This window comes from Leisingera aquaemixtae (assembly GCF_006740765.1).
GTDB lineage: Bacteria > Pseudomonadota > Alphaproteobacteria > Rhodobacterales > Rhodobacteraceae > Leisingera > Leisingera aquaemixtae.
Window position 1 is genome coordinate 3,531,276 of record NZ_CP041159.1, and the last position, 17,344, is coordinate 3,548,619.

16 protein-coding genes are annotated in these 17,344 nt (G+C 64.6%); 12 read left to right on the forward strand and 4 right to left on the reverse strand.

Features of this window, described 5'->3' with window-relative positions; genetic code table 11:
* Positions 1 to 53: 53 nt before the first annotated feature.
* On the reverse strand, positions 54 to 941 hold the full coding sequence (locus R2C4_RS19020) for an AEC family transporter (protein ID WP_141891808.1): 888 nt from the start codon (positions 939 to 941) through the stop codon (positions 54 to 56).
* 86 nt (positions 942 to 1,027) lie between these two features.
* On the opposite strand from R2C4_RS19020, the gene hspQ reads away from it, so the two are divergent.
* Positions 1,028 to 1,354, forward strand: a complete 327-nt coding sequence (gene hspQ / locus R2C4_RS19025; protein WP_027245329.1) for a heat shock protein HspQ — start codon at positions 1,028 to 1,030, stop codon at positions 1,352 to 1,354.
* 48 nt (positions 1,355 to 1,402) lie between these two features.
* On the opposite strand, the gene R2C4_RS19030 is transcribed toward hspQ, so the two are convergent.
* The 3 genes from R2C4_RS19030 to R2C4_RS19040 form a co-directional block, all read right to left on the reverse strand.
* Entirely contained in the window at positions 1,403 to 2,977 is a 1,575-nt protein-coding gene (locus tag R2C4_RS19030) for a gamma-glutamyltransferase family protein (protein WP_141891809.1), read from the reverse strand.
* Positions 2,978 to 3,289: 312 nt separating this feature from the next.
* Positions 3,290 to 3,739, reverse strand: a complete 450-nt coding sequence (locus R2C4_RS19035) for an ATP-binding protein (protein ID WP_027245331.1) — start codon at positions 3,737 to 3,739, stop codon at positions 3,290 to 3,292.
* Positions 3,740 to 3,773: 34 nt separating this feature from the next.
* Positions 3,774 to 4,118: an STAS domain-containing protein gene (locus R2C4_RS19040; RefSeq protein ID WP_058285320.1), complete on the reverse strand. Its 345-nt coding sequence runs from the start codon at positions 4,116 to 4,118 to the stop codon at positions 3,774 to 3,776.
* A 94-nt stretch (positions 4,119 to 4,212) separates the two neighbouring features.
* Between R2C4_RS19040 and R2C4_RS19045 the strand changes: the two genes are divergently transcribed.
* The 11 genes from R2C4_RS19045 to R2C4_RS19095 all read left to right on the forward strand — a co-directional run bounded on the left by R2C4_RS19045 (position 4,213) and on the right by R2C4_RS19095 (position 17,335).
* Positions 4,213 to 5,385, forward strand: a complete 1,173-nt coding sequence (locus R2C4_RS19045) for a thiolase family protein (protein ID WP_141891810.1) — start codon at positions 4,213 to 4,215, stop codon at positions 5,383 to 5,385.
* Between the two features lie 95 nt (positions 5,386 to 5,480).
* A complete protein-coding gene (locus tag R2C4_RS19050) occupies positions 5,481 to 5,936 on the forward strand; it encodes a GAF domain-containing protein (protein WP_141891811.1) in 456 nt (151 codons plus the stop codon).
* A 197-nt stretch (positions 5,937 to 6,133) separates the two neighbouring features.
* A complete protein-coding gene (locus R2C4_RS19055; RefSeq protein ID WP_141891812.1) occupies positions 6,134 to 6,703 on the forward strand; it encodes a helix-turn-helix domain-containing protein in 570 nt (189 codons plus the stop codon).
* A gap of 9 nt (positions 6,704 to 6,712) precedes the next feature.
* Positions 6,713 to 7,084 (forward strand): GFA family protein, encoded by a 372-nt coding sequence (locus tag R2C4_RS19060; RefSeq protein ID WP_141891813.1) that lies wholly within the window; start codon positions 6,713 to 6,715, stop codon positions 7,082 to 7,084.
* 15 nt (positions 7,085 to 7,099) lie between these two features.
* Positions 7,100 to 9,547 carry a GcvT family protein gene (locus R2C4_RS19065; RefSeq protein WP_141891814.1) on the forward strand — a complete coding sequence of 816 codons (2,448 nt, stop codon included), beginning with the start codon at positions 7,100 to 7,102 and terminating at the stop codon, positions 9,545 to 9,547.
* Positions 9,548 to 9,671: 124 nt separating this feature from the next.
* On the forward strand, positions 9,672 to 10,568 hold the full coding sequence (locus R2C4_RS19070; protein WP_141891815.1) for a homocysteine S-methyltransferase family protein: 897 nt from the start codon (positions 9,672 to 9,674) through the stop codon (positions 10,566 to 10,568).
* 30 nt (positions 10,569 to 10,598) lie between these two features.
* Positions 10,599 to 11,612: a GlxA family transcriptional regulator gene (locus R2C4_RS19075; protein WP_141891816.1), complete on the forward strand. Its 1,014-nt coding sequence runs from the start codon at positions 10,599 to 10,601 to the stop codon at positions 11,610 to 11,612.
* A gap of 83 nt (positions 11,613 to 11,695) precedes the next feature.
* Positions 11,696 to 14,146, forward strand: coding sequence for a GcvT family protein (locus R2C4_RS19080; RefSeq protein ID WP_141891817.1), 2,451 nt, complete (start codon positions 11,696 to 11,698; stop codon positions 14,144 to 14,146).
* 256 nt (positions 14,147 to 14,402) lie between these two features.
* Positions 14,403 to 15,524: a DNA polymerase III subunit beta gene (gene dnaN / locus R2C4_RS19085; protein WP_008555993.1), complete on the forward strand. Its 1,122-nt coding sequence runs from the start codon at positions 14,403 to 14,405 to the stop codon at positions 15,522 to 15,524.
* 96 nt (positions 15,525 to 15,620) lie between these two features.
* Positions 15,621 to 16,718, forward strand: a complete 1,098-nt coding sequence (recF, locus tag R2C4_RS19090; RefSeq protein WP_141891818.1) for a DNA replication/repair protein RecF — start codon at positions 15,621 to 15,623, stop codon at positions 16,716 to 16,718.
* Positions 16,715 to 17,335 (forward strand): LysE family translocator, encoded by a 621-nt coding sequence (locus R2C4_RS19095; RefSeq protein ID WP_141891819.1) that lies wholly within the window; start codon positions 16,715 to 16,717, stop codon positions 17,333 to 17,335. The genes recF and R2C4_RS19095 overlap by 4 nt, the downstream gene beginning before the upstream one ends.
* Positions 17,336 to 17,344 lie beyond the last annotated feature (9 nt).

The window sequence follows — 17,344 nt, forward strand, 5'->3', positions numbered from 1 at the left end:
TTTGTATTGGCTATGTTTTCTGAAAGTCTAGCGGATTGCGGCGGGTGTGAAAATCAAATTTCCAGCACTTGGCTCAGCAACAGCGGCAACAGCAGCGCTGACATCAGGGTCGAGACCACCACAAGACCCGCCACGGCGCTGGAATCGGCCTCGAATTTCTCCGCCAGCAGGTAGGCGGTGACGGCGACGGGGGTGGCCAGCTGCAGGATCAGCACGCCAGAGGCCGCCGGATCCAGCCCGAAAGCCGCCGCCAGCCCCCAGCCCGCGGCGGCGCTGACCAGAAACTTTACCAGCGACAGCGCAACTGCCTTGCCGGTCTCCCCGGGTGTCAGCCGGGCCACGGCGGTGCCCAGCGTAATCAGCATCAGCGGCACCGCCATCTGTCCGGTCAGCTCCAGCGCGTTGGTCAGAAAGCGCGGAGTGTGCCAGTCCTGCCACAGAAACAGCGCCCCCAGCAGCGTCGCCCAGACCATCGGCTCCCGGATGGCCTTGCTGCCCGCGCTGTGCCCGGCCACCAGGTAGATGCCATAGGTGAAGGACAGGATGGCAGACACCGCAAGCATGACGACGGCATAGCCAAGCCCGGCCTCGCCAAAAGCAAACATCGCCAGCGGAATACCCAGGTTGCCGGTGTTGCCGAAGATGAACGGCGCCAGATAGGTCCGCCGCTCCAGCCCGCTGAAGCGGCAAAGGATTTCACCCGCCGCCGCCATCACCGCATGGCCCGCCAGCGCGGCCAGCACAAACGTCCCCAGCGCGCCCTTGTCCAGGCTGGTGTTCATCAGCGCGGTGAAGATCAGGCAGGGCACCGCCAGCGTCATCGCCAGCCGGGTGACAAACTGGGTCCGGAACTCAAACCCGAGCTTTACCCAGACGAACCCGGCAGAGGCGAGGAAGAACACCGGAGCGGTGATTTCGAGCACTGTCAAAGCCAGGTTCACAATCTGTTTCCCCGAAAATTTGCGTCAAGAGTTGGACAATTGCTGCGCGCGCGCGCTATTTACAAAGAACGGGGGCTAACATGACCATGTTGAGAACACGAGCGAAATACAATCTTGGGCAGGTCGTCCGCCACCGGAAGCACCCCTTCCGCGGGGTGGTTTTCGACGTCGATCCGGAATTCTCCAACACCGAAGAATGGTACGAAGCAATTCCCGAAGACAGCCGTCCGGTGAAGGATCAGCCCTTTTATCATCTGCTGGCGGAGAATGACCAAAGCTACTACGTGGCCTATGTCTCGGAGCAGAACCTGGTGGCGGATTATTCCGGCGAGCCGGTCGGCCACCCGGACGTGCCGGAGATGTTCGGCACTTTTGACGGCGGCGCCTATGCGCTGCACTACCAGCTGAACTGAGGGCCGCACCTGCCGGGCCGTTGCCCGGAGCAGCGGCAGATCTGCCCGTCAATACCCCAGCGCACAGCCGTCCTTGCGCGGATCGCTGGCGCCTTCCAGAACGCCTGAGGCATGGATCCGGATGGCCTGCGCCCCACCCAGCGGTGTGTCCGGGACCTCTATGCGGTGCCCCAGGTCCGCAAGGGCCTGATGAACCGGTGCCGCATATCCGCGCTCGACCTTCAGGACGCCGCCGTCTGCAAAGATGCGCGGGGCGTCTATGGCGGATTGCAGATCCATGCCGAAATCCAAGAGGTTCGAGACAAGCCGGGCATGACCCGCGGGCTGGTAACCGCCGCCCATCACGCCAAAGGGCATGATCACCTCTCCGTCCTGTTGCAGCATGGCGGGGATAATCGTGTGCATCGGCCGTTTGCCGGGGCCAAGCTCGTTCGGGTGGCCTTCCTCCAGCGAAAACCCCGCGCCGCGGTTCTGCAGCAGGATGCCGAACTTTTCCGACGCGAGGCCGGACCCGAAGCCGTGGAAAATAGAATAGATCAGCGACACTGCCATCCGGTCCTTGTCCACCACGGTGATATAGACCGTATCCTTGTGCACAGCCTCGCTCAGCGGCGCGGCGGCGGGCATGGCGCGTTTGGGATCGATCAGCGCGGCAAGCCTGGCAGCGTTTTCCGGCGCCAGCATATGCGCCAGCCGCGAGGTGTGGTCAGGATCGGCCAGAAACCGGTTGCGCGCATCATAGGCGAGCTTGGCGGCCTCGGCCTCGATATGCGCGCGCTCGGCCCCGAACGGCTCCATCCGCGAAAGGTCAAAGTGCTTGAGGATATTCAGCAGCAGGATCGCCGTGGCGCCCTGGCCGTTGGGCGGATGCTCGGCCAGTTCGCGTGCCTTGTACTGGCCGGTTACCGGCTGTGTTGCAAAACTGGTTGCGGCGGCAAAATCCTCCAGCGTGTGAACGCCGCCTGCTGCGGCCAGCGCCTGGACCATATCCTCGGCCACTTCGCCAGTATAAAACGCATCCCGCCCGTGCCTGGCGATGCGGCGCAGCACCTCGGCCTGACCGGGCGCGCGGAACACCTCACCGCTGCGCAGGGGCTGCCCGTCCCGCAGGTAGTGGCGCCGGGCCGCGCCTTGCAGGGTGGCGGCGCCATTCTTCCAATCGAAAGCCGTGCGCGGAGCCACCGGCACGCCTTCTGCGGCATAATCTATCGCGGGCTGAAGCAGCGTATCGAGCCCCAGCCGGCCCTCGCGTTCGGCAAGGCGGCAGAAGGCGTCGATTGCGCAAGGGATGGTAACGGACTCGGGGCTGCCCAGCGGCACTGCGCCCAGGCCCTGCTCCCGCATGGCGCCGGCGCTGGCGGCCGCGGGCGCGCAGCCGGATCCGTTCAGCGCCTGAACGCCGCTGCCCGGCCGCGAATACAGCACAAAGCAGTCGCCGCCGATCCCGGTCATCTGCGGCTCGCAAATGCCCAGCAGCACAGCCCCGGCCAGCGCCGCATCCATCGCATTGCCGCCGCGCTTGAGGATATCCACCGCAACGCCGGCCGCCAGCGGATGAGAGGTTGCACACAGGCCGTTGCCTGCGAAAACGGCTGACCGCCCGGGAAGATGAAAGTCGCGCATGCTCCGGCTCCTTGCTGCTGCCGGACAGAGCCTAGGCAGGCGGTGCGGGAAGGCAATAAAATTTCCTGCCCGGTGCAGCGGGACGGAACGTTACGGGCCAAAAAGCGGGAGCGCAGTCCGAAAGAAGTGTCCCCGGTGCCGTGCACTGGTGGGGGCTAGGATACGCGGCACCAGGGGAAGCTCGTTTCAGCTACAGGTAAGGTTTCGCATATGTATTGGGCTGCGGTTGGCCGGGAATGCGGCGCCGGTGTGGCGGAGCGTTAAAAATGCAGCTAACCGGCGGGCTGCCTGCGGGCGGGGGCAGGATCTGGCTCAGGAGTTTGCAGAAGGGCTGGTGACCTGGATTTCAAAGCAGAGCGACAGGTTGTTGTTTCCCTCCGACCGCTCATACTGGACTTGGCTTGCCAGCTCCCGGATCAGGAACCAGCCAAAGCCGCCTTCGGGCAGGCTGTCGGCGGGTCCGCTGACGTCGGCGGGCTTGCCCTCGGGCAGTTCGCCCTTGGGGAACGGGCTGCCGGCATCCTGAATGCTGATCCACAGACGTTCCGGGAACAGCTCTCCCCTGATCCGGACGTCGCCGGGGGGGCTGCCTTCATAGGCATGTTCGACCACGTTGTTCACGGCTTCGGTCAGGGCAATTTGCACCTCGTCCACGCGGGCCCCTGGAACCCCCAGGGACCGCAGTTTGCTGACCACGGACTGGATCCCCTGGCGGGCATCCAGATTTGTGGCTGTGAACGAGCAGGCAAAGGTTTTTACCATAAATTTCTCGCTTTGCGCCGCCAGCGCATCGTCTTCAGGAATTTGCGTTAGCAGGCGCGGTTGCTTCGCTCAGCGAACCATAGAGGTCAAAGACCGTGTCCATCCGGGTCAGCCGGAAAACCTTTTCCACCATCGGGGTCAGCCCGGCGAGGTCCAGCTTGCGGCTGCCGCCCAGCTGCTTCATCGCAGCGACAATCGCGCCAAGCCCGCTGGAATCGATGAACTGGACTTCGGACAGGTCCAGAATCACGCGGCTGGGTCCGCTTTCGGTTTCCGTCCGCATGTCCTCTTTGAATTGGATGGCCATGGCGGCGTCAATACGTTCGGCATTGACTTTGACGATCTGGACATCGTCCGTCATGGTGGTCGTCAGGCTCATTTCTTCCCCCGGGATGTAACGTTATTTGGATGCACTCTAGACCGCAAAGCTTACTTTTCTGTAGGTATAATTTTGACGATTGGAGGAAAATTGCATGAAAGATGTTGTTATCGCCGGAGCAGCCCGGACGCCGATGGGCGGGTTCCAGGGGATGTACGACGGGGTGACGGCTTCGGAGCTTGGCGGCGCGGCCATCCGGGCGGCCCTCGAAGGGGCCGGCGCATCCACTGTCGACGAGGTGCTGATGGGCTGTGTGCTGCCTGCGGGCCAGGGCCAGGCGCCGGCGCGCCAGGCCGGGTTTGCGGCCGGTCTGGGCGAAGAGGTGCCGGCCACCACTCTCAACAAGATGTGCGGCTCGGGCATGAAGGCGGCAATGATCGCCTTTGACCAGATTGCGCTGGGCCACGCGGACACGATGATCGCCGGCGGTATGGAGAGCATGACCAATGCCCCCTACATCCTGCCGAAAATGCGCGGCGGCGCCCGCATCGGCCACGGCCAGGTGATCGACCACATGTTCCTGGACGGGCTGGAAGATGCCTATGACAAGGGCCGCCTGATGGGCACCTTTGCCGAGGACTGCGCGGAAAAGTATCAGTTCACCCGCGAAGCCCAGGACGAATATGCGCTGAAATCGCTGTCCAACGCGCTGGACGCGCAGGCGAGCGGCGCCTTTGACGGCGAAATCGCCGCCGTGACCGTGAAAACCCGCAAGGGCGAAGTGGTGACGGATGCGGATGAACAGCCGAAATCGGCACGCCCGGAAAAGATCCCGACGCTGAAACCGGCGTTCCGCAAGGACGGCACCGTGACCGCCGCCAATGCCTCCTCCATTTCGGACGGCGCCGCGGCGCTGGTGCTGGCCTCCGCTGAGGCTGCCGAGGCCCAGGGCCTGAAGGCCCGCGCCCGCATCCTGGGCCATGCCAGCCACGCGCAGGCGCCGGGCTGGTTCACCACCGCACCGGTTCCGGCCGCGCAGAAGCTGCTGAAATCCATCGGCTGGACGGTTGAGGACGTCGATCTGTGGGAGGTGAATGAGGCTTTTGCCGTGGTGCCGATGGCCTTCATGCACGAAATGGGCCTGCCGCGCGACAAGGTGAATGTGAACGGCGGCGCCTGCGCGCTGGGCCACCCGATCGGCGCCTCCGGTGCGCGGATCATGGTGACCCTGCTGAACGCATTGGAAAAGCGCGGCCTCAAGCGCGGCGTGGCCGCCATCTGCATCGGCGGCGGCGAAGGCACCGCGATTGCGATCGAGCGGGTGTGACCTTCACCTTTGCAAAATACTCTCGGGGGTGAATTGACCGCGAGGTCAAGAGGGGGCAGACAGCCCCCTCTGCTGCGTTGAAGGAGAGCAAGCCCATGCGGGCCGATTACGAAACCCTGGCCAAGACCGTCGCATCGCTGACCGAAGGCGAGACGGACGAAGTGGCGCTGATGGCCACCGTCGCCTGCGAGGTGCATCACGCCGACGGCCGGTTCGACTGGACCGGCTTTTACCGCGTTGCGGCACCGGAGCTGCTGAAGATCGGCCCCTATCAGGGCGGTCATGGCTGCCTGCAGATCCCGTTCTCCCGCGGCGTCTGCGGTGCGGCTGCGCGCAGCGGCGCGGTGCAGCTGGTGCCCGATGTGGACGCCTTTCCCGGCCATATCGCCTGTGCCTCTTCCACCCGGTCGGAACTGGTGCTGCCGGTCTGGAACGGCGCCGGGGAGCTGATCGGGGTGTTTGACATCGACAGTGACCAGCCCGATGCCTTCACCCAGGAAGACGCGGACAAGCTGGCTGCGATCCTGCGGCAGGTGTTCGGCCGCAGCTGATTCGGCTGCAGGGGCTTTGCCCCTCGGCCTGGCGGCCTCACCCCAGAGTATTTCTTGAAAGATGAAAGAACCCGGCGCCTTGATGCGCAGGGTTTTTTTCATGGGAAAAGCCTTCCGTGAAAAAATGCTTGGAAATTTCACAGACTCAGGTCATCGTGAAAATAGAGCGGAATTTTTCACGAGCGGGGAGAGAGGCTGTGAACGACCAAACCCTGGCAGCAGCGACACTGGGGGCCGATATCCGGGCCTTGCGCAAGGCGCGCGGGCTGACGCTGACGGATATTGCCGCGGTGCTGAACCGCTCGGTCGGCTGGCTGAGCCAGGTGGAGCGCGACATGTCCGAGCCGTCGATCTCCGACCTGCGGCAGATTGCCGAGGCGCTGGGGGTGCCGATGTCGATGCTGTTTGCCCACTCCGGCGCCCCGGCGGATGAGCACGGCTATATCGTGCGCGCGGGCTCCCGCCGTCCGATGGGCTCGGGCGAGGAGGGGCTGATCGAAGAGCTTCTGTCGCCCGATCTGACCGACGATTTCGAGATGGTGCATTCCACCTTCCGGCCGCACTCGCAGATGCAGACACCGGCCAACCGGCCCACGCAGGAGGTCGGCTACATGATCTCGGGCAGGCTGGACCTGCTGATCGGCGGCCGCAGCTTCACCGTCGGTCCTGGCGACAGCTTCCGGATCAGGCACGAGCCTTATCAGTGGTCGAACCCCTATGACGCGCCCGCCGTGGCGGTCTGGGTGATCGCGCCGCCGGTTTATTAGGAGGGGATGATGATCAAGGGTTCCTGCCTGTGCGGCGACATCCGGTTTGAAACCGCGGCCCGGCCGCAGGGTGCCTCGATGTGCCATTGCAGCCAGTGCCGCAAGCAGTCGGGCGGCATCTGGGCCTCTGCGCAGGTGCGCGACGAGGATCTTATCATCACTGGTCCGGTAAGCTGGTTCGAGGCAACGCCGCAGGCCAAACGCGGCAGCTGCCCGCGCTGCGGCTGCTTCCTGTTCTGGAAAGGCAAGGGCGAAGACACCACCAGTTTCGCTTTGGGCGCTGTCGACGGGGCCACCGGACTCAGCATCGAAAAGCACATCTTTACCGCCTCCAAGGGCGATTACTACGACATCGCGGACGGCGTGCCGCAAGAGGACTGACATCAGGGAGCAATCATGTCCGATTTTCCATCAAAGGCCCGTGTGGTCATCATCGGCGGCGGCGTCGTCGGCTGTTCGGCACTCTATCACCTGGCCAAGAAGGGCTGGACCGACTGCGTGCTCCTGGAGAAGAACGAGCTGACGGCAGGCTCGACCTGGCACGCGGCGGGCAATGTCCCGACCTTTTCGACCTCCTGGTCGATCATGAACATGCAGCGCTATTCGACCGAACTGTATTCCCGCCTCGGCGAAGAGGTCGATTACCCGATGAATTACCACCAGACCGGTTCGATCCGTCTGGCCCATACCAAGGAGCGGATGCAGGAGTTTGAGCGCGCCTGTTCGATGGGCCGCTACCAGGGCATCGGGATGGAAATCTGGACGCCTGAGCAGGCCAAGGAGCGCTATCCGTTCCTGGAAACCCACGATCTGAAGGGGGTGCTGTGGGATCCGTCAGACGGCGACATCGACCCGGCGCAGGTGACGCAGGCGCTGGCCAAGGGCGCCCGCGACATGGGCGCGAGGATCATCCGCTTCTGCCCGGCAACCGGTGTCACCCAGAAGGAAGACAAGACCTGGATCGTGCATACCGGGAAGGGCGATATCGCCTGTGATTATGTGGTGAACGCCGCCGGTTATTATGCCCAGCGTGTCGGAGAGTGGTTCAAGCCCTATGGCGGCCGCACCGTGCCGATGATGGTGATGAGCCACCAGTATCTGCTGACCGAACAAATCCCCGAGATCGAAGAGCACACCAAGAAGACCGGCAAGAAACTCCCGCTGATCCGCGACGTGGATGTGTCCTATTACCTGCGTCAGGAAAAGAATGGCTACAACCTCGGGCCGTATGAGCCGAACTGCAAAGGCCATTGGATGACCGAGGACGACCGGATGCCGGACGATTTTTCGTTCCAGCTGTGGTCGGACGATCTGGACCGGATCGAGGATATCGTGACCGACGCGATGGAGCGGGTGCCGCTGATGGCGTCCTCCGGTGTCTCCAGCGTGATCAACGGCCCGATCCCCTATGCCCCCGACGGGCTGCCGCTGATTGGCCCGATGCCGGGTGTGGACAACGCGTTTGAGGCCTGCGTCTTTACCTTTGGCATCGCTCAGGGCGGCGGTGCCGGCAAGGTGCTGGCGGAATGGATCGCCGACGGCCAGACCGAGTGGGACATGTGGGCGGTCGATCCGCGCCGCTATACCGACTACACCGATCAGGACTACTGCAACAAGAAAGGCATGGAGGTCTACGGCAACGAATACGCCATGCACTTCCCGCACCACGAATGGCCGGCCGCGCGCGGCAAGAAGGTCAGCCAGGTGCATGGCCGTATCAAGGAACTGGGCGGCCAGATGGGCGCCTACAACGGCTGGGAGCGCGCCAACTGGTTTGCAAAGGACGGTGACGACACCTCCGAGGAGGCCACCCATACCTGGGGCCGCTCCGGCCCGTGGCAGCAGCGGATCAAGGAAGAATGCGAAGCGGTCCGCGACGGTGTTGGCGTGCTGGACCTGCCGGGTTTCTCCCGCTTCAACCTGGACGGTGAGGGCGCAGCCGAGTTTCTGCGCGGGATGATCACCGGGGGTCTGCCCAAGGCGGGCCGGATGAACCTGGTCTACTTCTCGGACAACCGCGGCCGCATCCTGACGGAGATGTCCTGCATCCGCCATGGCGAGGACCACTTCACCCTGATCACCGCAGGGTCGGCCCAGTGGCACGACTTCGAGATCCTGCGCAAAGCACTGCCCGAGGGGCTGACCCTGACCGACCGCACCACGGACTTTGCGACCATGATCGTCACCGGCCCGAAATCGCGGGAGCTGCTGGCGGGCATCTCGGATGCCGATCTGTCGCTGGGCTGGCTGACCCATCAGGAAGCCACCGTCGCGGGCAAGCCCGCCTTTTTGGCGCGGGTGTCCTTTGCCGGCGAGCTGGGCTGGGAGGTCCATTGCGCCAACGCGCATCAGCAGGAGATTTACGAGGCCCTGCTGGCGGGCGGCGCCAAGCCGTTTGGCATGTACGCGCTGAACGCCCTGCGCATCGAAAAGGGCTACCGCACCTGGAAGGGTGATCTCAGCACCGACTATTCGCTGCTTGAAGGCGGGCTGGAACGGTTCGTCAAGCTGGACAAACCGCAGGATTTCCCGGGCAAGGCCGCGATCCAGGCCGAAAAGCAGCGGGGGGTGAAGAAATCCTTTGTCACCCTGATTGTCGACGCCGGTGAGGCGGATGCGCCCTACATGTCCTGCATCTGGAAGGACGGGGAAATCGTGGGCGAAACCACTTCCGGCGACTGGGGCTACCGTGTGAATGCCTCCATCGCGCTGGGCATGGTGCGCGCCGATCTGGCGGTGCCGGGAACCGGGCTGGAGGTCGAGATCTACGGCGAGAAATACCGCGCGGTGGTTCAGAAGGACGAGCCGCTGTGGGATCCGGCGAACGCGCGGTTGCGCGCCTGATCTAACGGCAACTGCCCGGGCCGCGATCTGCCCGGGCTGGTGCCGCATTGCAAAACAGCCTGCGCCGCCGGACCGGTTCCTGTAACCTGGCGGCGCTTGGCACCGGTAAAAAGGATGGTTTGGTATGGCGGAAATCACGCTTCTGGACGGCTCGATCGGGCAGGAGGTTGTCAAACGCTCCGGCGACCGGGCAACGCCGCTCTGGTCTACTGCCGTCATGATGGACCGGCCCGAAGTGGTTGGCAGCATCCATGCCGATTATTTCGCCGCAGGCGCGACGATTGCCACGACAAACACCTATGCCGTGCTGCGCGACCGTCTGAAGCGCGCCGGCATCGAGGACCATTTCGAAGAGCTGCTGGAGAAAGCCGCGGCACAGGCGACGGCTGCCCGGGATGCGCATGGCTCCGGGCGCATCGCTGCTGCGCTGGGGCCGCTGATTGCCTCCTACCGTCCGGACATCTGCCCGCCGCACGATGAAGCGAAACATATCTATGCAGAGCTGGTCTCGCGGCTTGACCCTTCGGCTGATCTGTTCCTGATCGAAACCGTGTCTTCCGTTGAGCAGGCCAAAGGCGCGCTGCTGGGCTGCGCGGGCACCGACAAGCCGGTTTGGCTGGCCGTGTCCGTGAAGGACGACGATGGCACCCGGCTGCGTTCCGGAGAACCGCTGGCAGCGCTTGCGCCGCTGGTTGAGGAGTTCCAGCCCGATGCGGTCCTGATCAACTGTTCGCGGCCTGAGGTTGTCGGCAGCGGGCTGGACATCATCAAAGGCTTCGGCAAGCCGTTTGGCGCCTATGCCAACGGCTTCACCCGGATCTCCGAAGGCTTCCTGAAGGATGCGCCGACCGTCGACGCGCTGGAGCAGCGCCGGGATCTGGGGCCCGAACCTTATGCGGCCCTTGCGATGGGCTGGGTTGCCCAGGGCGCAACCATCGTCGGCGGCTGCTGCGAAATCGGCCCGGATCACATTGCCGAACTGGCCCGCCAGCTGCGTGCGGCCGGGCATCGGATCGTCTGACATCGTCTGCCCAGGGGAGGGGGGATTGGCATGGCTGCTCCGGAAAAACCCAAAGCCGCGGATCCGGCCCGGGTCTGGACCATCGACATCATCGTCACCGAAGGCTTTGTCCTGGTCGAAATGTCGGCGATACTTGAGGTGCTCAGGATCGCCAACCGGGTGCTGGCCCAGCCACCGTTCAAATGGAGGGTACGCTCGCTGCAGGGCGGCCGCGTCGGCTGCCGCGCGGGCCTCAGCCTTGATACCGAACCTTTTGCGGCCAAGCCGGACGCCGATTTCGCCTTCTTCCTTGGCAACTCCGACCCTGACCACCCGGGCCTCAGCCTGGGCCGGGTGATCTCCAGCTACACCTGCCGCGGCATCAAGGTCTACCTGCTGGCTGAGGCTGCGGCGCGGTATATCCGCGACCAGGGCGGGGCGTCCGGGCGGCTCACCACCCATTGGGAAAACTCCGCCCTTCTGCGCGAACGGATGGGGCTGACCGATTCCAGCCACGCGCTGGCCAGCGAGGACGGGCTGGTGGTGACCTGCGCTGGCATGGGATCGACCGTGGATATCATCCTGGCGCTGGTCGGGCGGCTCACCTCTGCCGCCGCGCAGATGACCGTGGGCAACATCATGCTGCATGAACAGGTGCGCGATTTCTCCTCGCTGCAGCCCTTTGCCGGCGCCAAGCCGACCATCACCGGCGACAGCGACCTGGACCACTGCATCCGCATCATGCAGGACAATATCGAAGAACCTGTGCCAATCAGCGATATCGTCGATGAGCTGGGCATCTCCACCCGCTCGCTGGAGCGCAAGTTCAGGACGTTCCTCGGCACCACCCCCAACGGTTTCTACCGCGAAATGCGGCTGTCCAAGGCCAACAACCTCCTGCTCAACACCACCATGAGCGTGCGCGAAATCGGCCTCGCCTGCGGGTTTCCAAACGGGTTTTCCAGCCTTTACAAAAGCTTTTTCGGCATCACCCCCTTTGCCTTGCGCAAGCGCCGCAGGCTGGGGGAGGACGGATCGGAAAATATCCTGAAGGCCGGAGAATAGCGCCGGGGGTCTGACGTTTTTGATGCATTTTGCGCCGCCTGTCCGTGATAATCCGGCCAGGACACTGATTGTGGAGCGATGACATGAGCGATCTTCCCAACAAGGCCCGCGTGGTCATTATCGGCGGCGGTGTGATCGGCTGCTCGGTGGCCTATCACCTGACCAAGCTCGGCTGGCAGGATGTGGTGCTGCTGGAGCGCAAGCAGCTGACCTCCGGCACCACATGGCATGCAGCGGGCCTGATCGGCCAGCTGCGCGCGTCCTCCAACATGACCAAGCTCGCCCGCTATTCGGCAGAGCTGTACATGGGGCTTGAGGCGGAAACCGGCGTCGCCACCGGCATGCGCCAGGTCGGTTCGGTGTCGGCGGCGCTGACCCATGAGCGGCTTGAGGAGCTGTACCGCAACGCCGCCATGGCCCGCGCCTTTGGCGTGCCGGTGGAGGAGCTGTCGCCCAAGGAGGTGAAGGAGCGCTATGAGCACATCAATCTGGACGGCGTGACCGGCGGCGTCTGGCTGCCGACCGACGGGCAGGCGGATCCGGCCAACATCGCATTGGCCCTGGCCAAGGGCGCCCGCCAGCGCGGCGCGCTGGTCAAGGAACGCATCAAGGTTACCGGCATCGCCAAACAGGGCCGCCGCGTCACCGGTGTGGACTGGGTCAGCGACGATGGCGGGGCGCAGGGCCATATCGAATGCGACATGGTGGTGAACTGCGCCGGCATGTGGGGGCATGAGGTCGGCCGCATGGCAGGCGTCAACGTGCCGCTGCACGCTTGCGAGCACTTCTACATCGTGACCGAAGGCATCGAAGGCCTGACCCAGATGCCGGTGCTGCGGGTGCCGGATGAATGCGCCTACTACAAGGAGGACGCCGGCAAGATCCTCTTGGGCGCCTTTGAACCGAACGCCAAACCCTGGGCGATGAACGGCATTCCGGACAGCTTTGAATTCGACCAGCTGCCCGAGGACTTCGACCACTTCGAGCCGATCCTGGAAGCCGCCTGCAACCGGATGCCGATGCTGGCGGAGGCGGGCATTCACACCTTCTTCAATGGCCCGGAATCCTTTACCCCGGACGACGCCTACCATCTGGGCCTGGCGCCGGAGATGGACAATTTCTGGGTCGCGGCAGGCTTCAACTCGATCGGCATCCAGTCTGCAGGCGGTGCCGGCATGGCGCTGGCGCAGTGGATGAAGGACGGCCAGAAGCCGTTTGACCTTGGCGATGTGGACATCTCCCGGATGCACCCGTTCCAGGGCAACAAGCATTACCTGTTCGAGCGCTCGAAAGAGACGCTGGGCCTGCTTTATGCGGACCACTTCCCCTATCGCCAGAAGGCCACCGCCCGCGGCGTGCGCCGGACCCCGTTCCACTATCATCTGAAGGAACAGGGTGCCGTCTTCGGCGAGATCGGCGGCTGGGAGCGCGCCAACTGGTTCGCAAACGCGGGCCAGGAGCGGGAGTACCAGTACAGCTGGAAGCGCCAGAACTGGTTCGAGAACGCTGCCGCCGAACACCGCGCCGTGCGGGAAAATGCCGGCATGTACGACATGTCCTCCTTCGGCAAGATCCGCGTCGAAGGCCCGGATGCGGAGAAGTTCCTGAATTACATCTGCGGCGCCAATGTCTCGGTCCCCGCGGGCAAGATCGTCTACACCCAGTTCCTGAACCCGCGCGGCGGCATCGAGGCGGATGTGACCGTCACCCGACTGTCTGAGACCGTCTATCTGGTGGTGACCCCAGCAGTGACCCGTCTGGCGGATCAGACCTGGATGATGCGCAACAAGGGCGGTTTCAACGTCGTGCTCACCGATGTGACCGCAGGCGAGGGTGTGCTGGCCGTGATGGGGCCGAACGCGCGCAAGCTGTTGCAGAGGGTCTCGCCCAATGATTTCTCCAACGAAGTGAACCCCTTCGGCACCGCGCAGGAGATCGAGCTGGGCATGGGCCTCGCCCGCGTCCACCGGGTGACCTATGTGGGCGAACTGGGCTGGGAGATCTACATCCCGGCTGAGATGTCCGGCCACGCGTTCGAAACCCTCTGGGAGGCTGGCCAGGACATGGGGCTGAAGCTCTGCGGTATGCACATGATGGACAGCTGCCGGATCGAGAAGGGCTTCCGCCACTTCGGCCACGACATCACTTGCGAGGACAATGTGATCGACGCGGGCCTGGGCTTTGCGGTCGCCACCGGCAAGGATGACTTCATCGGCAAGGCTGCGGTGCTGGAGCGCAAGGAAACCGGCCCCAAGGCCCGCATGGTTCAGTTCAAGCTGACCGACCCCGAGCCGCTCTTGTTTCACAACGAACCGATCATCCGCGACGGCAAATACGTGGGCTACCTCAGCTCCGGCAACTACGGCCACACGCTGGGCGCTGCGATCGGCATGGGCTATGTCCCGTGCGAGGGCGAAAGCGCAGCCGATGTGCTGGGCTCCACCTACGAAATCGACGTTTGCGGCGTGAAGGTGAAGGCCGAGGCCGCGCTGAAGCCGATGTACGATCCGAAATCGGAGCGGGTGAAGGCCTAGACCTTCCTTTAGCGGTTTCACCAGCCTCTGCCGCGCCCCGGTCCCGGCGCCGGGGCGTTTTTTGCGGCTGCCTTACGGGAACCTTGCGGGTTCCGCTGCAACGCTTCCCGGGGTTTCGCCGTCTGGCCGTCCGCCGCCTCTTGACCCCGCCGGAAATCCCTTGGAGAAATCCATAAAAAGCCTTGTACGGCAGGGGTAAACAGGTAGGTTGCTTGTCCCGGCCAATGACACGGGCCTGACGAAGAGGATTTGGGATATGAAGATCAGCATCGAACGCGGCACGCTTCTCAAGGCTGTGGCTCAGGCGCAGTCTGTGGTCGAGCGCCGCAACACCATTCCGATTCTGGCGAATGTGCTGATCGAAGCCGAGGGCGACAGCGTCCAGTTCCGTGCCACCGACCTGGATATCGAGGTGGTCGACAAGGCCCCCGCCCAGGTGGAGCGGGCCGGCGCCACCACCGTGGCCGCCACCACCCTGCACGAGATTGTCCGCAAGCTGCCCGACGGCGCGCTGGTGACGCTGACCGCTGACGCCGCAACCGGCCGTCTGGCGGTTGAGGCCGGGCGCTCCAACTTCTCGCTGGCGACCCTGCCGCGGGAGGATTTCCCGGTGATGGCATCGTCCGAATACCACTCGAATTTCGCCGCCAAGGCCGCAGTGCTGCGCCGCCTGTTCGACAAGTCGAAATTCGCAATCTCCACCGAAGAAACCCGCTATTACCTGAACGGTGTCTACCTGCACGTTGCCAATGGCGCCGAAGGCGGCAAAGCCTTGCGCGCGGTCGCCACCGATGGCCACCGCCTGGCCCGCATCGACGCGGAGCTGCCGCTGGGCGCCGAGGACATGCCGGGCGTGATCGTGCCGCGCAAGACCGTGGGCGAGCTGCGCAAGCTGCTGGACGAGGATGACATGGACATTGCCGTGTCTGTCTCTGAAACCAAGGTGCGTTTTGCGACCCCGAACATCACCCTGACCTCCAAGGTGATCGACGGCACCTTCCCCGACTACACCCGCGTGATCCCGGCCGGCAACACCCGCCGCCTTGAGGTCGATGCGGCCGAGTTTGCCCAGGCGGTCGACCGGGTTGCCACCGTCTCCTCCGAACGCTCCCGCGCGGTGAAGCTGCAGCTGGAAGAGGACCGTCTGATCCTGTCGGTCAATGCGCCCGACAGCGGTGCCGCCGAGGAAGAACTGGCGGTTGCCTATAATGACGAGCGGCTGGAGATCGGCTTTAATGCGAAATACCTGCTGGAGATTGCCAACCAGGTGGACCGCGAAAACGCCGTGTTCATGTTCAACTCCTCCGGTGATCCGACCCTGATGCGCGAAGGCAACGACGAAAGTGCCGTTTACGTCGTCATGCCGATGCGGGTCTGAAGCGCCTGACGGCGCTGCCTCCCCTCTCGGCGGCAAAGCCGCCTGCCGGGCAGCGGGACGCGAGTATTTTTGAAAGATGAAAAGGGAGCGCGCCTCGTGCTGGCCCTGACTGCCTTGACCCTGTCCCATTTCCGCTCGCATTTGCGGGCGGAATTGCGTTTGGACGGGCGGCCGGTGGCGATCTGCGGCGACAACGGTGCGGGCAAGACCAACATCCTGGAAGCGGTGTCGCTGTTTTCGCCGGGCCGCGGGTTGCGCCGGGCCAGCGCGGCGGAGATGGCGCGCCAGCCGGAAGCGCTGGGCTGGAAGCTGAGGGGGGAGCTGCGGGCGCCCACGCAGGCCTATGAAGTGGAAACCTGGTCCGAGGGCGGCGCTGCCCGGCAGGTGAAGATCGACAACAAGTCCGCCAGCCAGCTGGCGCTGGGGCAGGTGGCGCGGGTGGTCTGGCTGATCCCGGCAATGGACCGGCTGTGGATCGAGGCGGCGGAGGGGCGGCGGCGGTTTCTGGACCGGATCGCGCTGAGTTTCGAGCCCGGCCATGCCGAGGCCTCGCTGGCCTATGAAAAAGCGATGCGTGAGCGCAACCGGCTGCTGAAGGAGCAGGTGCGCGATGCCGCCTGGTACCGGGTTCTGGAGGACCGCATGGCCGCCGCCGGGCACCGGATTCATGCGGCGCGGGTGCAGGCGGTGGAGCTGCTGCAGCAGGCGCAGGCGGAGGCGGAAACCGCCTTCCCCGCCGCGGAGCTGGAACTGCTGCAGTCGGAGGGCAGCATGCCGTCCTCCGAGACCGATTTCAAAGAGGCGCTGCAGGAAAGCCGGTTCCGCGATTTGGCGGCGGGCCGCACCCTGGTGGGGCCGCACCGGACCGACCTGATCGGCACCTACCGGGCCAAGGGCATCCCGGCCAAGGATTGCTCCACCGGAGAGCAGAAGGCGCTGCTGGTGTCCTTGATCCTGGCCAACGCGCGGGCGCTGGCGCAGCGCGAGGGGGCGCCGCCGATCCTGCTGCTGGACGAGGTGGCGGCGCATCTGGACGCGGGCCGCCGGGCCGCGCTTTATGACGAGATCTGCGCGCTTGGCACCCAGGCCTGGATGACCGGCACCGGGCCGGAGCTGTTCGCCGAACTGGAAGGCCGCGCGCAGATGCTGGAAGTCTCCGACCGCGGCGGCACCTCGGAGGTTTTGCAGAAATGACCGTCACGCCTTGGGACCTGACCCTTTATGCGGGCGCACTGCTGATCCTGTTCCTGACCCCGGGTCCGGTCTGGCTGGCGCTGGTGGCGCGCTCGGTCTCGGGCGGGTTCCAGGCGGCCTGGCCGCTGGCGCTGGGGGTGGCCTGCGGCGATATCCTGTGGCCGCTGATCGCGGTGGCGGGCATGTCCTGGGTGGTGTCGGAATTCACTGGCATCATGACCGCGCTGCGCTGGGTGGCCTGCCTGATGTTCCTTGGCATGGGGTATCTGCTGATCCGTCATGCCGGCGACGCGGTAGAGGAAAACCGGGCGCTCACCCGGCCCGGTGTCTGGGCCGGGTTCATGGCGGGGATTGCCGCGATCCTGGGCAATCCCAAGGCGATCCTGTTCTACATGGGGGTGCTGCCGGGGTTCTTTGACCTGTCGGGCACCTCCTGGCCGGATGTGGCTGCGATCGTGACCTTGTCCTTCGTGATCCCGCTGGTCGGCAACCTGGCGCTGGCGGGCATGGTGCACCGGGTGCGGCGCGCGGTGACCTCCCCGCGGATCCGGCGGCGCATCAACCTGGTGTCGGGCGGGCTGCTGATCGGGGTGGGGCTGGTGATTCCGTTCACCTGAGCGCCGCCT